Raw genomic sequence first — 18,497 nt, 5'->3', positions numbered from 1 at the left:
AAACCGGCCCGGCCGGCGTAAGCGCGGGCGATCGCTCCGCTCCGGTCCCCGGCCCAAGGAGACGCAAATGAACTGGAACAAGTGGATACGGCAGATTCACCGCTGGCTGGCCATCGCCTTCACCGTGACCGTCATCGTCACGTTCATCGCCCTGTCGCAGGAGGATCCCGTCGTCTGGATCTCCTACGTGCCGCTGCTGCCGCTTGCCCTGTTGCTGTTGACGGGTCTCTATATGTTCGTGCTTCCCTATGCTCTCAAATGGCGCGCGAGCCGCGCCGGCGAATAGGAGCGGATGATGGCCGCAGCAGCAAAGAAGTCGAAGACGCCCGCAAAGCAGGCCGAATGGAAGGCGCCGACCGGGGAGCCCGTTCTCCTCTCGGGCGGCAATCCCCAGATCCCGAAGGGGGACGGCGACGCGCCGGTGCAGGCCTATATTGCGGCCATGCCGGGGTGGAAGAGCGACATCGGGCGGCGCATGGACGCGATCATCGAGCTCGTGGTTCCGGGCGTCGAAAAGGCGGTCAAATGGAACACGCCGTTCTACGGCGTCGAGAACCCTGTCTGGTTCCTCTCCTATCACTGCATGACCAAGTACATAAAGGTCACGTTCTTCGATGGTTCGTCTCTGGAGCCCATGCCGCCCGTCACGTCCAAATACGAGAAGGTGCGCTATCTCCACATCTTCGAGGACGAGCCGCTTGACGAAGCGCAGTTCGCCGACTGGGTGAAGCAGGCCAGCAAACTGCCGGGCGAGCGGCTGTAGGTGCGTTCGGGCGGCCGGTCCGCACCGAAGGCGCAGATACGCAAGAGGTTGGAAATGGGAAAGATGGACAAGGCAGCAGGCCCGGCCTCCGAACTTATCGACGCAAGGATCGCAGAGTTGGAGGATTGGCGCGGCCAGACGCTCGCCAGGCTCCGCAGCCTCATCAGGCAGGCCGATCCCGACGTCGTCGAGGAGTGGAAATGGGGTAAGCCCGTATGGTCGCACGACGGTCTCATCTGCACCGGCGAGACGTACAAGAGCGTCGTAAAGACGACCTTCGCCAGGGGCGCGGCGCTCGAGGATCCGTCCGGCCTCTTCAATTCCAGCCTCGAGGGTAACACCAGGCGTGCCATCGATTTCCGCGAGGGCGAGGCGATCGACGAGGACGCGTTCAAGGCGCTCGTTCGCGCCGCCGTGGCGCTGAATACGTCGGCGTAGCCGCCACCAGATACCGCAGGGGAGCAGAAGTCCATGACCGAGGCCGAGACGCGTTCCGCCGTTGTCGAGCGCGAGATCCCGCATCCGGCGGAAAAGATCTGGCGCGCCCTCACGCAGCCGCACCTCATGGAGGAGTGGCTCATGAAGAACGATTTTCAGCCGAAGGTCGGCCACCGTTTCAATCTGCGCGGGGAGTGGGGCGGCGTGCTGGACTGCGAGGTTCTGACCATCGAGCCGAACAGGACGCTCGCCTACACCTGGAACTTCGCGCACGAAGACGCGGCCTATGCTCTCAAGAGCGTGGTGACCTTCACGCTGACCCCGACGGGTACGGGCACCCGCCTGCGCGTGGAGCAGGCAGGCTTCCGGCCGGAGCAGAAGCAGGCTTTCGGCGGCGCCAGGGCCGGATGGCAGCAGTTCCTCGCCAATCTGGAAGAGACCCTGGCGCGCATCGACTGAAGCTTGTCGAGCACGGGCGGCAGGCGTTCGCGCCTTAACCTTACCCAATTCGAAATCCCCCGCCGCCCATTTCGCTCAAATCGCGGCGGTTTTAAGTTCGCTTTTACCTTACGCGTTTAGTGTCTCATTCGTGTTGAGTACCTGCGTACGAGTGAGCTTATGAGTATCCGCGTATCCCGTAGGACGTCCAAGACCGTCGTGGCGATCGCCAGTCTGATGGTCGGCGCCGTGACCTTGTCGGGGTGTACCGCTCTCGGCAGCCGCACCTTCGGCGACCCGGTGACCACCGGCTCGAGTGCGCAGTCCACCCCAAGCAATCTGGGCCAGCCCATGCCATCGAGCCTCGGCGCACCATCCATGCAGGTGGCCGAGAGCCAGTTCCTGCCGCCTGCCTATGTGGGTGGGGGTGGCGGCATGGTGCAACCCGGATTTGCCGCTCCCATGGCGCCCTCGGCGCCATTCGCGACCGGGGCGGGCGCCGCGCCGTCCGTCTCAACCCAGGACCTGCCAGCATTGAGTTCATCCAACACGGGATTTCCGCAAGCCATGCCCGCACAGCAGCCTCTTGCGCCGGTCGCAGCCCAGCCTCAGTCCGCTGCTCTCGGCGCCCCTCCGTCCGCCCTCGGTTCGACTCCGTCGAGCCTCGGCGCTCCGCCCTCCAATCTCGGGACCCTCCCGGTCAACAGCTCGGTTCCGCAGGCGGCCACGCCCAGCGCCACCACCGCGCCGGGTGGCACCTATACCCACACCATCCAGAGCGGAGAGTCGCTCTACACCATCGCGCGCCGTTACGACGTGACCACGCAGGCGCTGGTGCAGGCCAATGCGCTCTCCTCGCCGGATCGGATCGTGGTCGGCCAGAAGATCGTCATTCCGGGGCGGGCAGATCTCCTCGCCACGCGCGCTCCGGCTCCCGCCGCTGCGACGACCGAGGTGGCGACCGCCAGCCCGATCGTGACCCCGACGCCGGCCCAGCCGTCGACGGCGGCGGTCTCCGATGCAAGCGTCCTCAACTCGGCCGCAACGCCCGCCCCGGCGGCGACTGCTCCCGCCCAGCCGACGCAGGTCGCGTCCGCGCCGGCCGGAGAGCCCGCCATGTCGGGCGCCGACAAGTTCCGCTGGCCGGTCAGCGGCCGCGTCATCACCGACTTCGCCGGTTCCAAGGGCACGGGCATCAACATCGAGGTGCCGGAAGGCACCGCGGTCAAGGCCGCCGAGAACGGCACCGTCATCTACACGGGCTCGGGCGTTGAGGGCTACGGCAACCTCGTGCTGGTGCGCCACCCCAACGGGTACGTCTCGGCCTATGCCCACCTGCAGTCGATCAGCGTCAGCCGGGGCGCGGTCATCAACCGCGGCGACACCATCGGCGCCGCCGGCATGACGGGCTCGGTCAGCCGTCCGCAGCTCCACTTCGAACTGCGCAGGGGCGCGACGCCCGTCGATCCGGTGCCGATGCTGGCGGGCTAAAAGGCCGAGCACTCTTTTGCGAATTGCGGGATCCCCGGTCGAAAGGCCGGGGATTTTCGTTTTGGAGTTGACATGTCGGTGGTGTGGCATACGTTACATGTAACGATGGGGTGAGCCATGACCAATTCTGCTCGCGAGAGAGTCCAAAAGCATAGGGAAAAGTTACGCGCCGCAGGATTGAGGCCAGTGCAAATATGGGTGCCCGACACCCGCCGGCCAGGATTTGCCGAAGAGGCCCGCCGGCAGGCGCGCCTTGTTGCCAAGGCGGATGCCGCCGACCGGGACCTGCAAGACTTTATGGACGCAGCGCTCGATGACCTCCTGGATGATCACAAGCCGTGAGGCGAGGTGATCTTGTCACCGTCGTTGTGCAGGGGGACTTCGGCAAGCCGCGGCCTGCGCTCGTCATTCAGTCGGATGCCTTCGGCGAGGACATCACGTTCAATGTCACCGTTCTGCTGATCACCAGCACGTTGATCGAAGCCCCGGTGCTCCGCATAACCGTCGAACCAACGCCCGGGAACGGATTGCGAGAGATCTCCCAGATCATGATCGACAAGGTCATGACAGTGAGGCGGGACAAGATCGGTCCGGTCATCGGAAGAATGGATGGACCGACCATGTTTGCCGTCAATGGAGCCCTCAGCGTGTTTCTCGCTATTGCCTGACGCTAGACCGCCTTGCCCATCTCGCCCGCCAGCGAGCGGATGAGCTGGATCGCCACCCGGCCGGAGCGGGCGCCGCGGGTCTGGGACCATTCGATGGCGCGCGCGTTGAGGGTCTCGTCGTCGATATCGAGCCCGTAGTGGTCGGCATAGGCGCGCACCATGGCGAGGAACGTCGGCTGGTCGCAGTTGTGGAAGCCGAGCCAGAGGCCGAAGCGGTCCGAGAGCGAGACCTTCTCCTCGACCGCCTCGCCGGGATTGATCGCCGTCGAGCGCTCGTTCTCGATCATGTCGCGCGGCATCAGGTGGCGACGGTTGGAGGTCGCGTAGAAGATCACATTTTCGGGACGACCCTCGAGACCGCCGTCGAGAATGGACTTCAGCGACTTGTAGGTCGCTTCGCCGGCATCGAAGCTGAGGTCGTCGCAGAAGACGATGAAGCGGGCAGGGTGCCCGGCAAGGAGCCGCATGAGAGCGGGCAGGGATTCGATATCCTCGCGGCTGATCTCGATGAGAATCAGACGCTCGAAACCTTCGTTGCGGCGCTCGGCGATGTCGGCATGAACGGCTTTGACCAGCGAACTCTTGCCCATGCCGCGTGCGCCCCAGAGCAGGGTGTTGTTGGCGCCGTGCCCGCGGGCGAATTGCTCGGTGTTCCTGAGGAGGATGTCCTGCACCCGGTCGATGCCCTTGAGCATGGCCAGCGGAACGCGCGCCACGCGGCCGACCGGCAGGAGGCGTGCGTCCTGCGCGTCCCAGTGATAGGCGTCGGCTTCGCCGATCTGCAAACCTTCGGGAGCGGCGGGCGGAGCCAGAGCCTCGAGGGACTTGGCGATGCCGGCCAGAGCCGCGGCGATTTCAGCAAGATATCGTTCGTTGGACACGCGGTTTTCCTTGGAGTACGCGGCAATTTGCGGCGCTGTTATTGCCTTTGCAATCGCCGGAGGCCAACTGTATAGTCCGCGCGATTTTGAACGGGGTAGGCCGAAAAGGCCCCATCCGTCCACAATGCCGGCTGGACCGGCGGGCGGACCCCACAGGCAACCCTCCGATAATCAATCCCAATAAGGAGCCCTCACGAATGTTCGTTACCCCCGCTTATGCGCAAGCTGCCGGAGCACCCGCTGGTGGCGGCATGGCCGATATCTTCATCCAGCTCATGCCGATCCTGCTGCTGGTGGTGATCTTCTGGCTCCTCATCTTCCGCCCGCAGCAGAAGCGCATGAAGGCCCAGCAGGCCATGCTCTCGGCCATCCGGCGTGGGGATACGGTGGTGACGACCGGCGGGATCGTCGGCAAGGTGACCAAGGCCGTCGAGGGCGAGGATCTCGAGGTCGAGGTTGCCCAGGGCGTCAAGGTCAAGGTCGTGCGCGGGATGGTGGCGGACGTGCGCAGCAAGGCCGAGCCCGTCAACGACAACGCCAAGTAAGGCCGGAAGGCCGTCAAGTTAAGGCCAGAAGGCCTGGAATTCCTCGACCGGACCAGTTCGACCATGCAGTTCTCCCCGTTTCGGACAGTGATCATCGTGTTGGTTGCCCTTTGCGGCATCCTCTTTTCGCTGCCGAACATCTTCACCAAAGAGCAGTTGGCGTCCTGGCCGGACTGGGTTCCAAAACAGCAGGCGGTTCTCGGCCTCGACCTGGCGGGTGGCTCGCACCTGCTGCTGCAGGTCAACCAGGAGAGCATCGTCACCGAGCGGCTGACGAACCTGCGTCGTGAAGTGCGTGCGTTGCTGGCCAACCAGAACGGCATCGGCAACATCATCACCACCGACCAGGCGACCAACTCGCTGGTGATCGAGCTGACGGACCCGAGCCAGAAGGCGACGGCGCAGGCGCAGCTGCAGACGATGCAGAATACGCTCTCCAACGCGCTCATCGGCGGGTTGGGCGTCAACGAACTGGCGTTCGGGGAAACGTCGGACGGCAAGCTCACGGTCAGCCTCACTCCCGAGGGCATCGCGCAGCGTATGAGCGCGCTGGTCGCACAGTCCATGGAGGTCATCCGCAACCGCATCGACGAGCTCGGCACGACCGAGCCGGTGATCCAGCGCCAGGGCGACAGCCGCATCTTGGTGCAGGTGCCGGGTTTCGAGGACTCCGAGCGCCTCAAGAACATCATCTCGCAGACCGCACGCCTGACCTTCCACATGGTCTATCCCGGCATGAGCGCGGCGCAGGCCGAAGCGCAAGGCCTGCCGGCGGGCACGATGATCCTGCCCAGCCAGGATGGCGGCAACGAGCTGATCTATGACGAAGTCTCGCTTGGCGGCGAATCGCTCGTCGACGCGCAGCCGAGCTTCGACCAGCAGTCGGGCCGGCCGGTCGTGACCTTCCGGTTCGACACCCGCGGCGCCATCACCTTCGGCGAGATCACTTCGCGCAATGTCGGCCAGCGCTTCGCGATCGTCCTCGACAACCGGGTCATCACCGCGCCCGTCATCCAGCAGCCGATCACCGGCGGTTCGGGGCAGATCAGCGGTACCTTTACGCCCCAGTCGGCCAACGACCTCGCCGTGCTCCTGCGCGCGGGCGCATTGCCCGCCAGCCTCGACATCATCGAGGAGCGGACGGTCGATGCGAGCCTCGGCGCCGACTCCATCCAGGCGGGCCTGACGGCCGGTATCGTCGCCGGCGTGCTGGTCATCGGCTTCATGGTGCTCGCCTACGGGCTATGGGGCGTCTTTGCCAACATTTCGCTCATCCTCAACATCACGCTGATATTCGCGGCCCTCTCGCTGCTTGGAGCCACCCTGACGCTGCCGGGCATCGCCGGCATCGTGCTGACGATCGGCATGGCGGTCGACGCCAACGTGCTGATCTACGAGCGCATGCGCGAGGAACAGCGCTCGGGCAAGAGCCCGATCCAGTCCATCCAGGCCGGCTTCTCGCGCGCCTGGGGCACGATCATCGACTCGCACCTCACGCAGCTCATCGCGGCCATCGTCCTTTACTTCCTCGGCTCCGGCCCGGTGCAGGGCTTCGCGGTGACGCTCGCGCTCGGCATCCTCACCTCGCTCTTCACCTCCTATACGGTCACGTCGTACCTGGTGAGCATCTGGTTCAAGCGGGTGCGGCCCAAGGTCCTCAAGATCCAGCACTTCCGCTTCATTCCGGATGGGACGACGATTCCGTTCATGAAGATCTCGCGCTACGTCATCGCGTTCTCGATCGTGGCGTCGCTGGCTTCGGTCGGGTCGGCCTGGTTCAAGGGCTTCAACCTCGGCATCGACTTCGTCGGCGGCACGGCGATCGAGGTGCAGCATGTGGGCGGACCGGCCGACGTCGGCGAGGTGCGCACGTTGCTCGACGGTCTCGGCCTCGGCGAAATTCAGGTGCAGGGCTTCGGGCCTCCCGAGGACGTGCTGGTGCGCGTGCAGGCGCAGGAAGGCGGGGATGATGCCGATCAGATCGCGGTCGCTCAGGTTCGCGACGCACTTGCCGCCGAAAACTACGAGATCCGCCGCACGGAGGCGGTGAGCGGCACCGTTTCGGGTGAGCTCGCGTGGGCCGGCACCATCGCCGTCATCATCGCGCTCGTCGCCATTCTCATCTACATCTGGTTCCGCTTCGAATGGCAGTTCGCGCTGGCGGCGGTGACGACCACCACGCACGACATCATCATGACCATAGGCCTGTTCTCGTTGACGGGGCTGGAGTTCAATCTCTCATCCATCGCGGCGGTGCTGACGCTGGTGGGCCTGTCGCTCAACGAAACGGTGGTGGTGTCCGACCGCATCCGCGAGAACTTGCGCAAACACCGAAAAATGCCGTTGCCGGAATTGATCGACCTTTCGATCAACCAGACCATCGTGCGAACCTCGCTCACGCAATTCACCGTGTTGCTGGCGCTGGTTCCGCTGGTGTTGTTCGGGGGCGAGGTCATCCGCAGCTTCACCATCGCCATGACGTTCGGCTCGCTGGTGGGCATGTACTCGTCGATCATCATCAACGGCCCGATCCTCATCAATTTCGGATTGAAGCAGAAATCGGATACGGACGAGCCGGCTCCGAGAAGCAAAACGCCCGACAAAGCGGCTGTCTGAGCCGTGCCGAAGGCTCCCGAGACCGGGTACTATCCGCAGCAGGCGCCTATCGACGCCTACGGCAATGGCGGGTTCCGGTTCGCGAGCATGTCGCATCGAGGCTCTCTTCTCTGCCTGCCGACCGGCATGCACGCATGGAGCGTCGGATCGCCCGGCGAGCTGACGTTCGACAGTCTTGCGCCGGTGCTCGATGTGGCGGATCGGCTCGACGTGCTGTTCATCGGTCTTGGAAACGAGATCTCCGCGATCGATCCTGCCATCCGGCAGGCGCTGCGTGAGCGCGGGGTGATCGTCGAGGCGGTGGCGACGGGCAGCGCCGTGCGCACCTACAACGTGCTGCTCGCCGAAGAGAGGGCGGTGGGCGCGGCGCTCATCGCCGTCGAGAACGCGCGATAGGCCGGGCGATGGCGCGCGAAAGCTTTGCCCATGCCGAAACGTTCCTGCGTGACCACGACCGTGACCGCTATCTCTCGACGCTGGTGCTGAAAGGCCCCGCACGCGAAGGCATCGTCGCGCTTTATGCCTTCAACGCCGATGTGGCGATGATCCGCGAGCGCGCCAGGGAACCGGCGCCGGGGGAAATCCGCCTGCAATGGTGGAACGACGCGCTGACGGGCGAGGAGCATGGCGAGGTGCGCGCCAACCCGCTCGCCGATGCACTGCTCGAGACCATCGAGCGCTACGCCATTCCCCTCGGCACGCTGCAGCGCCTGATCGGCGCGCGGCGCTTCGACCTCTATGACGACCCGATGCCGGATATCGAGAGCTTCGAGGGCTATGCAGGCGAGACCAATTCAACGCTTCTGCAGCTCGCCGCGATGCTCCTCAACGATGGCCGGCCCGTCGAGACCGGGGATGCGGCGGGGCATCTGGGCGTCGCCCAAGCGATGACCGGGCACCTGCGGGCCTTCGGATACAATGCCGCGATGGGCCGGATTTTCCTGCCGTGGTCGATCCTCTCGGCCAACGGCGTGCGCGAGAGCGAGGTTTTCTCGGGCACGGAGAGCGAAGGCCTGGTCGAGGCGCTGGGGCAGGTGATGGATTTGGCCGGCGAGCACCTCGCCAAGGCCGAGGCTGGGATCGCCGCGCTGCCACGCGAGCTGCGTCCGGCGTTCGCGGGGATCGCCGTAGCCCGGGCCCAGCTCAAGGCATTGCGCAACAGTGCCGCAGGACCGTTTGCGGCAGCACCGGATCTGCCTGACTGGCGCAAGATCGCGCTGCTCAGCTGGTGGACCTGGCGGAACAATTTCGTTTGAGCAACAGAGCTTAGCGGCTCCATCGCCTCCCTCCCCCTTGAGGGGAGGGAATGAGGGTGGGGGTAGTGTGGTGATCCACTGATGAACCCCCACCCCCACCCATCGAGGGGGAGGGGAGCACGAGTTCTCAGCCTGTCGTGAACGCCACGAACTCGCCGTGGAGGCGACCGGCGACGATGCCCTCCTGCTCGAGCACTGCCTCGACGGCGATGCGGGAGCGGCCGCGGCGCGAGAGCATGCGGGCGAACGCCGCCCAATCCGCGTCGGGCGCGAAACTGGACGTGGCGATGAAGTCGCCGGTGGGCGCCAGGTACTCCATGCTGTTGCGCTGGATGACGACGCGGCTCGGCAGCCCTTCCGCCGTCAGCCGCAGGTGGAGCAACGACCAGGCCGAGAGGATGGCGACCGCGGAGGCCGAGCCGCCGAACACCGTCTCGCGGTGATTGATGTTGGGCGCGAGCGGAGCCGCCAGCGTCACGCCATTCTCGCCGATAGCCATGACCCGCACGCCCATGGCGCGCGAGAGCGGGATATGGTCGTGCAGGTAGGTTTCAAGCTCGGCGGGACTCATGAGGCGAGTTTACGCCCAGGTTTTGAGGTCCTCCAATGCCCGCGTGGTGATGGCCTTGCGCTTGGCGATCACCTTGTCGTTGCCGCGCCAGCGCTTGACGCCTTCCGGCTTCGCTATCTCGACGGGCGGGAAGAGGCCGAAGTTGACGTTCATCGGCTGGAAACTGCGGGCGCCGGAATAGGCTTCGGCTTCGAGGTGGCCGCCGGTGATGTGGTCGATCAGCGCGCCGAGCGCGGTGGTGCGCGGCGGAGTCTCGATGGTCTTGCCCAATGCCTCCGCTGCCGCCAGCCGCCCGGCGACGAGGCCGATGGCGGCGCTCTCCACATAGCCCTCGACGCCGGTGACTTGGCCGGCAAAGCGCAGGCGCGGATCGGCCTTTAGTTTCATGTCCGCCCGCAACACCTTGGGCGAGTTGAGGAAAGTGTTCCGGTGCAGGCCGCCGAGGCGGGCGAACTGGGCGTTCTCGAGGCCCGGGATCATGCGGAAGATCTCGGTTTGCACGCCGTAGCGCATCTTGGTCTGGAAGCCGACCATGTTCCAGAGGGTGCCGAGCGCATTGTCCTGCCGCAGCTGCACGATGGCATAGGGCTTGACCAGCGGATCGCGCGGGTTGGTGAGGCCGACCGGCTTCATCGGCCCGTGCCGCAGCGTCTCGCGGCCGCGCTCGGCCATGACCTCGATGGGCAGGCACCCGTCGAAGTAAGGCACCTTCTCCCACTCCTTGAACTCGTGGAGAGGCGCGGCCAGCAGGGCATCGACGAAGTCGTTGTACTGCTCCTGCGTCATCGGGCAGTTGAGGTAGTCGGCCCCGGTGCCGGCGGGGCCGGGCTTGTCGTAGCGCGACTGGGCCCAGACGATGTCATGATCGATGGAGTCGTGGTGGACGATCGGCGCGATGGCATCGAAGAAGGCAAGAGAGTCCTCGCCGGTCAGCTCCTTGATGGCCTCGGCAAGCGCGGGGGAGGTGAGGGGGCCGGTCGCGATGATGACGTTGCCCCATTCGGCGGGCGGGAGCCCCGCGATCTCGCCGCGCTCGATGGTGATGTTGGGATGCGCGGCAAGCGCGGCGGTGACAGCGTCGGAAAAGCCGTCGCGGTCAACCGCGAGCGCGCCGCCGGCGGGGAGGGCATGCGCATCGGCGCTCTTCATGATGAGCGAGCCGGAACGGCGCATCTCCTCATGGAGAAGCCCCACGGCGTTCTGCTCGTGGTCGTCCGAGCGGAAGCTGTTGGAGCAGACGAGCTCGGCAAAGCCGTCCGTCTGGTGGGCGTCGGTCATGCGCATGGGGCGCATTTCGTGCAGCACGACCTTGGCGCCAGCCTGCGCCGCCTGCCAGGCGGCTTCGGAACCGGCGAGCCCGGCGCCGACGATGTGAATGGGTTCTGTTGACATGGCCGGGCTGATAGCAGCCCGGCCGGCCGTGCGCAATCGACGGATCAGGCCGCCTGGCGCTGATGGCGGCCTTCGTTGATCTCCTCGGCGATCTTGTCGCAGAAGGCGTCGAGGTCGCCGGGATTGCGGCTGGTGACGAGGCCCTGGTCGGCGACCACGGGGCTATCCTCCCACTTGCCGCCGGCGTTGATCACGTCGGTCTTGATCGAGGCGAACGACGTGACCTTGCGGCCCTTGACGATGCCGGTCTCGACCAGCAGCCAGGGGGCGTGGCAGATGGCGGCGACGACCTTGTTCTGCTTCCAGAACTGCACGATGAGGTCCAGCGACTTCCTGTCTAGCCGGAGCTTATCCGGGTTGATCTGGCCGCCGGGCAGCACAATGGCGTCGTACTGGTCGGCCGAGGCTTCCCCGACCAGCCGGTCGACGCCGACATAATCGCCCCAGTCGGTCTTGTTCCAGCCGCGGATGCGCTCGCGCTCGGGCGAAATGACCTCGACCGTGGCGCCGGCATCCTTGAGCTTCAGATGTGGAATGGTCAGCTCCGACTGCTCGAAGCCGTTGGTGGCAAGGATAGCGATCTTCTTGCCGGAAAGGTCTTGCATGACGGGCTCCTTTCGTTGGGTGTACTCGACCAACGTATGAGGATTCCGCCGTGTTCCCGTGATTGACCGGGGACGATTGCCGCCGACAATGGCTCGCCTTTTCATGGAGTTGAGTCGTGGGCAAGATCACGCTTTGGGGCCGGGCGAATTCGGCCAATGTGCAGAAGACCATGTGGGCGCTGGAGGAGCTCGGGCTCGACTACGAGCACGTTCCGCTCGGCGGTTCCTACAAGGGTCTCGACAATCCGGCCTATCTCGCGCTCAACCCCAATGGCCTGGTGCCGACGCTGCAGGACGGGGACCTGACCGTTTGGGAAAGCCACGCGACGGTCCGATACCTGGCGGCCGCCTACGGGGCCGGCACGCTCTGGCCGCAGGACGTGCGCGAGCGCGCCATCGCCGACCAATGGACGGACTGGACGGCGACGACCTATCAGCCGGCCTGGGTGAAAGTCTTCTGGAGCGCGGTGCGAACGCCCGTCGAGCAGCAGGACCTGGTGATTATCGCCGACGGGCTGGCGGCGACGGGCAAGTGCCTCGCCATCCTCGACCGGCAGCTCGATGCGCGGCCGTTCCTGGCCGGCGGGAGTCTGACCTATGCCGATATCGTCGCCGGCGTTTCGCTTTATCGCTGGTTCACCATGGAGATCGAGCGGCCGGCGGCGCCGAACGTCGCGCGCTGGTACGAGCGGCTGTCGGAACGCGAGGCGTTCCGGAAGGCGGTGATGGTGAGCTATGCGGAATTGGTGGGGCGCCTGGCGTTCTGAGCGAGGGCGGCTCGCGGTCCACTCATCTGTCATCCTGGCGAAAGCCGGGAACCGGTGGACGCTGGACCGAGGGTGTCTTCAAATCACCTCGTTTCCACCGGGTCATTCCCGCGAAAGCGGGATTCTCTGTTTGCTTACTAGGTCCAGTAACGGAGGTCCCCGCTTTCGCGGGGATGACTCGGGGGGTAGTGGGAGTTGTTGTGCCGATTCGCGGCTTTCGCCGGGATGATAGCCGGAGGTGGGAAACTTATGGAGACAAGGCCCTGCCTAAAAACAGAACACCCGCTTCCGTCAGAGGAAAGCGGGTGTTCGGTGTTTGCTCGTGGGAGCGGCCGGCGGCCGGGTCTTAGAGCGACGAAACATGATCGCGGGCAATGCGATTGATATCGGCGCGCGAGATGCCCAGGTCGCTGAGCTGACGGTTGTCGAGCGAGGCGAGCTCGCGGACGGTCTGCTGGTAGGCGGCCCACTTACGGAGCGTAGTGCGAATACCCATTTGGAAGTCTCCTTTCGTTTACGAGGCATATTTAGGTCCGAGCCGAAAAGATGAGCAGTGGGGAAAAGCTCAAACAAGCCATGCGTGAATCGCAGGGCTTTAACCGTGCCCGTTCAGCTCTCGTTCACCACGGCGAAGCGTGTGGCGATGGACGGAGCGTCGCGGCGCGGCCGCGGGCGGATCTTGAGAAGGGTTGAGCTTCAGCGATCGAACAGGCCGCGCGTCATCTTGGAGAAGTCCGGGCCGGAAATCCCCAGGAGATCGGCGTCACGCGTGGTCGGGACGTCGAGCTCGCGCAGCTGCTGCTTGATGTCGACAAGGCGCTTGATGCGCCATACTGCACGGACGAACATGGCTTCGTCCCCCATTCTTGGGTTGCACCAGATCGAACACATGCGCCGAATCCGTCCGCTATTCCATGGCGGAAAGCTCAAGCCCGACATGCAATGGGCGCATGCCATAATTCATGCGCCCTTCACGGTGGTCTGCGACCAAAGTCTAAAGGCTGCCGGCGTGCGATTTGGGTGGCACCTTGCGACCATCCACCGGGTCATCCCCGCGAAAGCGGGGACCTCCGTTTGCAGAGCCGGTAGGGATGAACAGAGGTTCCCGCTTTCGCGGGGATGACCCGGTGGATGGGGCGGTTTAGTGCCCCTATGAGGGCCTGCGGTAAGTGCCCGATGGGCCTTAAGTGGGAAGGTCTGAAAGACCCCGTCAGCTCTTATTCGGCCGCTTCGCGCTCGCCAGAATGCCGGCGGCTCATCACTTCCTTGAGGAAGGCGCCCGTATGGGAGCGGGTATTTTCCGCGATATCCTCGGGCGTGCCGACCGCGACGATCTCGCCGCCGCCGTCGCCGCCCTCCGGGCCGAGGTCGATCACCCAGTCGGCGGTCTTGATGACCTCGAGGTTGTGCTCGATGACGATGACCGTATTGCCGCCCTCGACCAACTCGTGCAGCACTTCGAGAAGCTTGGCGACGTCATGGAAGTGGAGCCCCGTCGTCGGCTCGTCGAGCATGTAGAGGGTGCGGCCGGTGGCGCGTTTGGAGAGCTCCTTGGAGAGCTTGACGCGCTGCGCCTCGCCGCCCGACAGGGTCGTCGCCGGCTGGCCGATCTTGACGTATCCGAGGCCGACGCGCTGGAGCGTCGCGAACTTGTCGCGGATCGAGGGCACTGCCGAAAAGAACTCGACGCCCTCGTCGATGGTCATGTCCAGGACGTCGGAGATCGACTTGCCCTTGAACTGCACTTCCAGCGTCTCGCGGTTGTAGCGCTTGCCCTTGCATACGTCGCAGGTGACGTAGACGTCGGGCAGGAAGTGCATCTCGATCTTGAGGACGCCGTCGCCCTCGCACTTCTCGCAGCGCCCGCCCTTGACGTTGAAGGAGAAGCGCCCCGGGCCGTAACCGCGCGCCTTGGCTTCCGGCAGGCCGGCGAACCACTCGCGCAGCGGCGTGAAGGCGCCGGTGTAGGTTGCCGGGTTGGAACGGGGCGTGCGCCCGATGGGGCTCTGGTCGATGTCGATGACCTTGTCGAGAAACTCGAGGCCGGTGAGGCTCTCATGTGGGGCCGGGATCACACGGGCGCCGTTCAGCCGCCGGGCGATCGCCTGGTACATGGTGTCGATCATCAGTGTCGACTTGCCGCCGCCCGAAACGCCGGTGATGGCGACGAACATGCCGAGCGGCACGTCGACCGAGACATTCTTGAGATTGTTGCCGGTGGCGCCGGTGAGCGACAGTTTCTTGGTCCTGGAAGGCTTGCGCCGTTCGGCGGGCAGGGGGATGCCGAGCCGGCCGGAAAGATATTTGCCGGTGAGGCTGTCGGCATGTTCGAGGATGTCCTGCGGGGTGCCTTCGGCGACGATCTCGCCGCCGTGGACGCCGGCTCCGGGGCCGATGTCGACCACATAGTCGGCCGAGAGGATCGCATCCTCGTCGTGCTCGACGACGATGACGGTGTTGCCGAGATCGCGCAGGCGCCGCAGCGTTTCGAGCAGGCGCGCATTGTCGCGCTGGTGGAGGCCGATCGAGGGCTCGTCGAGGACGTAGAGCACGCCGGTGAGGCCCGAGCCGATCTGGCTGGCAAGCCGGATGCGCTGGCTCTCGCCGCCCGAGAGCGTGCCCGAGTTGCGCGAGAGGGTGAGGTATTCCAGCCCCACGTCGTTGAGGAAGTTCAGCCGCTCGCGGATCTCCTTCAAGATCCGCTCGCCGATGGCGCGCTGATTGTCGTTGAGGTGGTTGGGCAGGTCCGCGAACCAGTCGAGGCTCAAGCGGATCGATTTGTCGGTCACCTGGCCGATGTGGTGTCCATGGATCTTGACCGCGAGCGCTTCGGGCTTGAGGCGGTAGCCGCCGCAGGCGACACACGGCGACTGCGACATGTAGCGCTCGATCTCCTCGCGCATGCCGGCGCTCTCGGTCTCCTTGTAGCGGCGCTCCAGGTTGCCGATGACGCCCTCGAAGGGCTTGGTGGTCTTGTAGGTGCGCAGGCCATCGTCATAGACGAAGTTGATCGGCGTCTTGTCGGTGCCGAAGAGCACCGCGTTCTGTACCTCGAGTGGCAGGTCGTTCCAGGCGGTGCCCGTCGAGCCGCCATAGTGGCGCACGACGGCGTTGAGCGTCTGCTGATAATAAGGAGCCGAAGTCTTCGACCAGGGCAGGACGGCGCCGTCGCGTAGCGACAGGGTGCCGTCGGGCACGACGAGATTGGCGTCGATCTTCATCTCGGTGCCGAGGCCGTCGCAGACCGGGCAGGCGCCGAAGGGATTGTTGAAGGAGAAGAGCCTCGGCTCGATCTCGGAAATGGTGAAGCCCGAGACCGGGCAGGCGAACTTTTCCGAAAAGGTGATACGGCGGGGTTCGCCCTTGTCGTCCGTCTCGTCGGCGAACTCGACGAGGGCGATGCCGTCGGCGAGCTTCAGCGCCGTCTCGAAACTCTCGGCCAGGCGTCCGGAGATATCGGACGAGACGACGACGCGGTCGACCACCACCTCGATGTCGTGCTTGATCTTCTTGTCGAGGGCGGGGGCGTCCTCGATCTCGTGGTACTGGCCGTCGATCTTGACGCGCTGGAAGCCCTTGCGCAGCAGGTCGGCCAGCTCCTTCTTGTACTCGCCCTTGCGGCCGCGCACGATCGGCGCAAGGAGATAGAGACGGGTGCCCTCGGGCAGCTCCAGGGTGCGGTCGACCATCTGGCTGACGGTCTGGCTTTCGATCGGCAAGCCCGTGGCGGGCGAATAGGGGATACCGACGCGCGCGAACAGCAGGCGCATGTAGTCGTAGATCTCGGTGACAGTGCCGACCGTCGAGCGGGGATTGCGGCTCGTCGTCTTCTGCTCGATGGAGATGGCAGGCGACAGGCCTTCGATATGCTCGACATCGGGCTTCTGCATCATCTCCAGGAACTGGCGGGCATAGGCCGAAAGGCTCTCGACATAGCGGCGCTGGCCTTCGGCATAGATGGTGTCGAAGGCCAGCGATGACTTGCCCGAGCCCGACAGCCCCGTCATCACGATGAGGCTGTCGCGCGGCAGGCGCAGGTCGATGCCCTTGAGGTTATGCTCGCGCGCGCCGCGGATGACGATCTCGCGATTGTGGGAGTGGCTGTCGGGCATACTCATCGTTCCATGTTCATTGCGCCCGGCAGCGCCGGAGAAGTGCCGCAATCGAAAGTCGGGTCTGGCTCGGGAGGTAGAGCGCCAGAGATAGGCGCATCCACCCGCCACCGCAAGCAGGCTCGCGCGCCGGGCCGTCGTCCCGAAGCTCGATCAGCGCGAGGCTAGCAGACCTCATAAGAACATAAAAGGAACAAATCGGATTCGGGTCAAGGGTCTCCTGACAGGATCTGTCAGTGAACGTCGGAGGAGGGGCGGTGAAGCGCCGGCGAAAGCCGGGAACCAGTGCACACCGAAATCGTCGCTCCCGCACAACCCCAACCACTCCCACCGGGTCATTCCCGAGGAAGCGGGAACCTCTGTTTTGCGCTGCCGATTCCGAAACGAAGGTCCCCGCTTCCGCGGGGATGACCCGGCGGTGGAGGTGATCTTGGTGCATCGTCCTCCGGTCTGTGTACTGGGCCCGGTTCTCGCCGGTGACAGTGGGAGGTGGGGAAGCGCTGTGCTCACTGCGCAACCTCGGCTTGACACTCCCCTGCCATTAGAACATATAGAGAACAAGTTCACAATAGATGTGGGCAGCGTACGGAAAGCTTGGGCGCGGGGACGCCAAGCGATTAAGGTGCGTGCCCAAAGCGGGCGGACCCGCACACGACGTCAAGGAAGGAATTCGCCATGGCAGGCAGCGTCAACAAAGTCATCCTGGTCGGCAATCTCGGCGCGGACCCCGACGTGCGCACCCTGCCGAGCGGCGGCAAGGTGGTGAATCTCTCGGTCGCGACCTCCGAGCGCTGGAAGGACCGCAATTCGGGCGAGCAGCGCGAGCGCACCGAATGGCACCGGGTGGTGATCTTCTCGGAAGGCCTGGCGCGCGTGGCCGAGCAGTATCTGCGCAAGGGCTCGAAGGTCTATCTCGAGGGACAGCTCCAGACCCGCAAGTGGCAGGACCAGAGCGGGCAGGACAAGTACTCGACCGAAGTCGTGCTGCAGGGCTTCAACTCGGCGTTGACGCTCCTCGACGGGCGCGGCGAGGGTGAGGGCGCCGGCGGCGGCTACCAGTCGGGCGGATTCCAGGGCGGTCGCCCCGAAGGCGGCGGCGCGCGACGCCCGGCAGCCAACGCCCCGGCGTTCGAGCCGGGCGGGATGGACGACGATATTCCGTTCTGATGATGCATTGGTGATCGGATCGACCCCGCGCGGGTAATCCGGTTTGTCCGCTCTTGAGCTGAACCCCTGGGTCATCCCCGCGAAAGCGGGGACCTCCGTTAGCGTGCACGCCACAAGCGCCACAAGCAGAGGTGCCCGCTTTCGCGCGATGACTTGGCTTTCCTACCTCGAGAACGGGACGGCCGCGTAGAGGCTTTCGCCGGTTTCGTCGAAGATGGCGTTGAACTCGACGGTGATCCTGCCGTCGGCGAGGACGATGCGGGCGGTGATGGTCAGGTCCTTGCCCTCGGAGCGCTCGCGCTCGTGCAGGTTGAACACCACGCCGTTGCCGCGCTTCTGGCCGATGGCGATGCCGCTGAAGGCGGCGTTGGTGGTCATGGCGGCCTCGTAGCGCTCGAGCGCGTCGATATAGGCGAGAGTGCCGTTGAGCGAGAGGTTCGCGCCGGCAAAGGCGCAGCGGCCCGAATAGTTGATCTTGTCGGCGTTGCCGCGCTTGACGGTCATGTGGCAATCCACCCGGTGCGAGCGCGCGCCGTGGAGCGTGCCCTGGCCGCGCCAGTTGCCGAGATAGGAGTGCAGGAGCGCTATGTCCTCGGGGGCAGCGAGGGCGGGACCCGCCGCGGAAACCGCCAGCCCGACGCAGGCGACGATGCGCGACAAGAAACGGGTCAAACTCATCGATGCGTCTCCGGCGGGGGCGCTGCGCCCGTTCGATTCCGCTTCTGATAGCAGACTCGAACCATCCGGACATAGACCGGCTCGGCGTTTCGTGAACGCCGCGCCGGTT

At 65.1% G+C, this 18,497-nt stretch carries 21 protein-coding genes; 13 read left to right on the top strand and 8 right to left on the bottom strand.

The genetic code is table 11. From position 1 onward, the window contains the following. Positions 1 to 67: 67 nt before the first annotated feature. The 7 genes from VE25_RS09520 to VE25_RS09490 all read left to right on the top strand — a co-directional run bounded on the left by VE25_RS09520 (position 68) and on the right by VE25_RS09490 (position 3,798). Positions 68 to 286: a hypothetical protein gene (locus VE25_RS09520; RefSeq protein WP_046108380.1), complete on the top strand. Its 219-nt coding sequence runs from the start codon at positions 68 to 70 to the stop codon at positions 284 to 286. Between the two features lie 6 nt (positions 287 to 292). Further along, a complete protein-coding gene (locus VE25_RS09515; RefSeq protein WP_046108379.1) occupies positions 293 to 763 on the top strand; it encodes a DUF1801 domain-containing protein in 471 nt (156 codons plus the stop codon). 63 nt (positions 764 to 826) lie between these two features. Beyond that, positions 827 to 1,201 (top strand): DUF1801 domain-containing protein, encoded by a 375-nt coding sequence (locus VE25_RS09510; protein WP_439328900.1) that lies wholly within the window; start codon positions 827 to 829, stop codon positions 1,199 to 1,201. Positions 1,202 to 1,234: 33 nt separating this feature from the next. Then, positions 1,235 to 1,660, top strand: coding sequence for an SRPBCC family protein (locus VE25_RS09505; protein ID WP_046108377.1), 426 nt, complete (start codon positions 1,235 to 1,237; stop codon positions 1,658 to 1,660). Between the two features lie 159 nt (positions 1,661 to 1,819). Then, positions 1,820 to 3,130 carry a peptidoglycan DD-metalloendopeptidase family protein gene (locus VE25_RS09495; RefSeq protein WP_083988838.1) on the top strand — a complete coding sequence of 437 codons (1,311 nt, stop codon included), beginning with the start codon at positions 1,820 to 1,822 and terminating at the stop codon, positions 3,128 to 3,130. Between the two features lie 117 nt (positions 3,131 to 3,247). Further along, positions 3,248 to 3,472 (top strand): antitoxin MazE family protein, encoded by a 225-nt coding sequence (locus VE25_RS22310; RefSeq protein ID WP_083988837.1) that lies wholly within the window; start codon positions 3,248 to 3,250, stop codon positions 3,470 to 3,472. Beyond that, entirely contained in the window at positions 3,469 to 3,798 is a 330-nt protein-coding gene (locus tag VE25_RS09490) for a type II toxin-antitoxin system PemK/MazF family toxin (protein ID WP_046108375.1), read from the top strand. Before VE25_RS22310 ends, VE25_RS09490 begins: the two co-directional genes overlap by 4 nt. A 2-nt stretch (positions 3,799 to 3,800) precedes the next feature. Here the strand turns inward: VE25_RS09490 and VE25_RS09485 are convergent, their stop codons facing one another. Beyond that, positions 3,801 to 4,721, bottom strand: coding sequence for an ATP-binding protein (locus VE25_RS09485; protein WP_152664575.1), 921 nt, complete (start codon positions 4,719 to 4,721; stop codon positions 3,801 to 3,803). A 155-nt stretch (positions 4,722 to 4,876) separates the two neighbouring features. Here VE25_RS09485 and yajC point away from each other — a divergent pair, with 155 nt between their 5' ends. The 4 genes from yajC (at position 4,877) to VE25_RS09465 (ending at position 9,096) form a co-directional block, all read left to right on the top strand. Next, positions 4,877 to 5,224: a preprotein translocase subunit YajC gene (yajC, locus tag VE25_RS09480; protein ID WP_046108373.1), complete on the top strand. Its 348-nt coding sequence runs from the start codon at positions 4,877 to 4,879 to the stop codon at positions 5,222 to 5,224. Between the two features lie 63 nt (positions 5,225 to 5,287). After that, positions 5,288 to 7,840, top strand: a complete 2,553-nt coding sequence (gene secD, locus VE25_RS09475) for a protein translocase subunit SecD (protein ID WP_046108372.1) — start codon at positions 5,288 to 5,290, stop codon at positions 7,838 to 7,840. A 3-nt stretch (positions 7,841 to 7,843) separates the two neighbouring features. Then, positions 7,844 to 8,236: an Mth938-like domain-containing protein gene (locus VE25_RS09470; protein ID WP_046108371.1), complete on the top strand. Its 393-nt coding sequence runs from the start codon at positions 7,844 to 7,846 to the stop codon at positions 8,234 to 8,236. A gap of 8 nt (positions 8,237 to 8,244) precedes the next feature. Further along, positions 8,245 to 9,096, top strand: coding sequence for a phytoene/squalene synthase family protein (locus VE25_RS09465; protein ID WP_046108370.1), 852 nt, complete (start codon positions 8,245 to 8,247; stop codon positions 9,094 to 9,096). 127 nt (positions 9,097 to 9,223) lie between these two features. Here the strand turns inward: VE25_RS09465 and VE25_RS09460 are convergent, their stop codons facing one another. From VE25_RS09460 to VE25_RS09450, 3 genes are read right to left on the bottom strand one after another with little or no spacing between them, the layout of a single operon-like run. Further along, entirely contained in the window at positions 9,224 to 9,667 is a 444-nt protein-coding gene (locus tag VE25_RS09460; protein ID WP_046108369.1) for a YiiD C-terminal domain-containing protein, read from the bottom strand. Between the two features lie 9 nt (positions 9,668 to 9,676). After that, entirely contained in the window at positions 9,677 to 11,059 is a 1,383-nt protein-coding gene (gene trmFO, locus VE25_RS09455) for a methylenetetrahydrofolate--tRNA-(uracil(54)-C(5))-methyltransferase (FADH(2)-oxidizing) TrmFO (protein ID WP_046108368.1), read from the bottom strand. Positions 11,060 to 11,103: 44 nt separating this feature from the next. Further along, positions 11,104 to 11,664, bottom strand: coding sequence for a DJ-1/PfpI/YhbO family deglycase/protease (locus VE25_RS09450; protein WP_046108367.1), 561 nt, complete (start codon positions 11,662 to 11,664; stop codon positions 11,104 to 11,106). A 116-nt stretch (positions 11,665 to 11,780) separates the two neighbouring features. Here VE25_RS09450 and VE25_RS09445 point away from each other — a divergent pair, with 116 nt between their 5' ends. Further along, positions 11,781 to 12,431, top strand: a complete 651-nt coding sequence (locus tag VE25_RS09445) for a glutathione S-transferase family protein (RefSeq protein ID WP_052731856.1) — start codon at positions 11,781 to 11,783, stop codon at positions 12,429 to 12,431. Positions 12,432 to 12,777: 346 nt separating this feature from the next. Here the strand turns inward: VE25_RS09445 and VE25_RS22305 are convergent, their stop codons facing one another. The 3 genes from VE25_RS22305 to uvrA form a co-directional block, all read right to left on the bottom strand. Next, positions 12,778 to 12,927, bottom strand: a complete 150-nt coding sequence (locus VE25_RS22305; protein WP_083988835.1) for a DUF1127 domain-containing protein — start codon at positions 12,925 to 12,927, stop codon at positions 12,778 to 12,780. Between the two features lie 200 nt (positions 12,928 to 13,127). After that, positions 13,128 to 13,280, bottom strand: coding sequence for a hypothetical protein (locus VE25_RS22965; RefSeq protein ID WP_160299973.1), 153 nt, complete (start codon positions 13,278 to 13,280; stop codon positions 13,128 to 13,130). Positions 13,281 to 13,648: 368 nt separating this feature from the next. After that, complete coding sequence (gene uvrA, locus VE25_RS09440; protein ID WP_046108366.1) at positions 13,649 to 16,543, bottom strand: excinuclease ABC subunit UvrA; 2,895 nt, start codon at positions 16,541 to 16,543, stop codon at positions 13,649 to 13,651. A 675-nt stretch (positions 16,544 to 17,218) separates the two neighbouring features. On the opposite strand from uvrA, the gene ssb reads away from it, so the two are divergent. Further along, complete coding sequence (gene ssb / locus VE25_RS09435) at positions 17,219 to 17,710, top strand: single-stranded DNA-binding protein (protein WP_046108365.1); 492 nt, start codon at positions 17,219 to 17,221, stop codon at positions 17,708 to 17,710. Between the two features lie 162 nt (positions 17,711 to 17,872). On the opposite strand, the gene VE25_RS09430 is transcribed toward ssb, so the two are convergent. Then, a complete protein-coding gene (locus VE25_RS09430; protein WP_046108364.1) occupies positions 17,873 to 18,388 on the bottom strand; it encodes a hypothetical protein in 516 nt (171 codons plus the stop codon). Positions 18,389 to 18,497: the final 109 nt, after the last annotated feature.

The organism is Devosia geojensis (genome assembly GCF_000969415.1).
GTDB classification, from domain to species: Bacteria; Pseudomonadota; Alphaproteobacteria; order Rhizobiales; family Devosiaceae; genus Devosia; species Devosia geojensis.
Note: the sequence above shows the minus strand (reverse complement) of the source record. Positions and strands in the feature narration are given on the sequence as shown.

What these genes read in the sequence shown, in the direction of transcription:
- VE25_RS09520 (WP_046108380.1), top strand. Translation starts at nt 68, where the DNA reads ATGAACTGGAACAAGTGGATACGGCAGATTCACCGCTGGCTGGCCATC.
- VE25_RS09515 (WP_046108379.1), top strand. Translation starts at nt 293, where the DNA reads ATGATGGCCGCAGCAGCAAAGAAGTCGAAGACGCCCGCAAAGCAGGCC.
- VE25_RS09510 (WP_439328900.1), top strand. Translation starts at nt 827, where the DNA reads ATGGACAAGGCAGCAGGCCCGGCCTCCGAACTTATCGACGCAAGGATC.
- VE25_RS09505 (WP_046108377.1), top strand. Translation starts at nt 1,235, where the DNA reads ATGACCGAGGCCGAGACGCGTTCCGCCGTTGTCGAGCGCGAGATCCCG.
- VE25_RS09495 (WP_083988838.1), top strand. Translation starts at nt 1,820, where the DNA reads ATGAGTATCCGCGTATCCCGTAGGACGTCCAAGACCGTCGTGGCGATC.
- VE25_RS22310 (WP_083988837.1), top strand. Translation starts at nt 3,248, where the DNA reads ATGACCAATTCTGCTCGCGAGAGAGTCCAAAAGCATAGGGAAAAGTTA.
- yajC (WP_046108373.1), top strand. Translation starts at nt 4,877, where the DNA reads ATGTTCGTTACCCCCGCTTATGCGCAAGCTGCCGGAGCACCCGCTGGT.
- secD (WP_046108372.1), top strand. Translation starts at nt 5,288, where the DNA reads ATGCAGTTCTCCCCGTTTCGGACAGTGATCATCGTGTTGGTTGCCCTT.
- VE25_RS09465 (WP_046108370.1), top strand. Translation starts at nt 8,245, where the DNA reads ATGGCGCGCGAAAGCTTTGCCCATGCCGAAACGTTCCTGCGTGACCAC.
- VE25_RS09460 (WP_046108369.1), bottom strand. Translation starts at nt 9,667, where the DNA reads ATGAGTCCCGCCGAGCTTGAAACCTACCTGCACGACCATATCCCGCTC.
- trmFO (WP_046108368.1), bottom strand. Translation starts at nt 11,059, where the DNA reads ATGTCAACAGAACCCATTCACATCGTCGGCGCCGGGCTCGCCGGTTCC.
- VE25_RS09450 (WP_046108367.1), bottom strand. Translation starts at nt 11,664, where the DNA reads ATGCAAGACCTTTCCGGCAAGAAGATCGCTATCCTTGCCACCAACGGC.
- VE25_RS22305 (WP_083988835.1), bottom strand. Translation starts at nt 12,927, where the DNA reads ATGGGTATTCGCACTACGCTCCGTAAGTGGGCCGCCTACCAGCAGACC.
- VE25_RS22965 (WP_160299973.1), bottom strand. Translation starts at nt 13,280, where the DNA reads ATGTTCGTCCGTGCAGTATGGCGCATCAAGCGCCTTGTCGACATCAAG.
- uvrA (WP_046108366.1), bottom strand. Translation starts at nt 16,543, where the DNA reads ATGCCCGACAGCCACTCCCACAATCGCGAGATCGTCATCCGCGGCGCG.
- ssb (WP_046108365.1), top strand. Translation starts at nt 17,219, where the DNA reads ATGGCAGGCAGCGTCAACAAAGTCATCCTGGTCGGCAATCTCGGCGCG.
- VE25_RS09430 (WP_046108364.1), bottom strand. Translation starts at nt 18,388, where the DNA reads ATGAGTTTGACCCGTTTCTTGTCGCGCATCGTCGCCTGCGTCGGGCTG.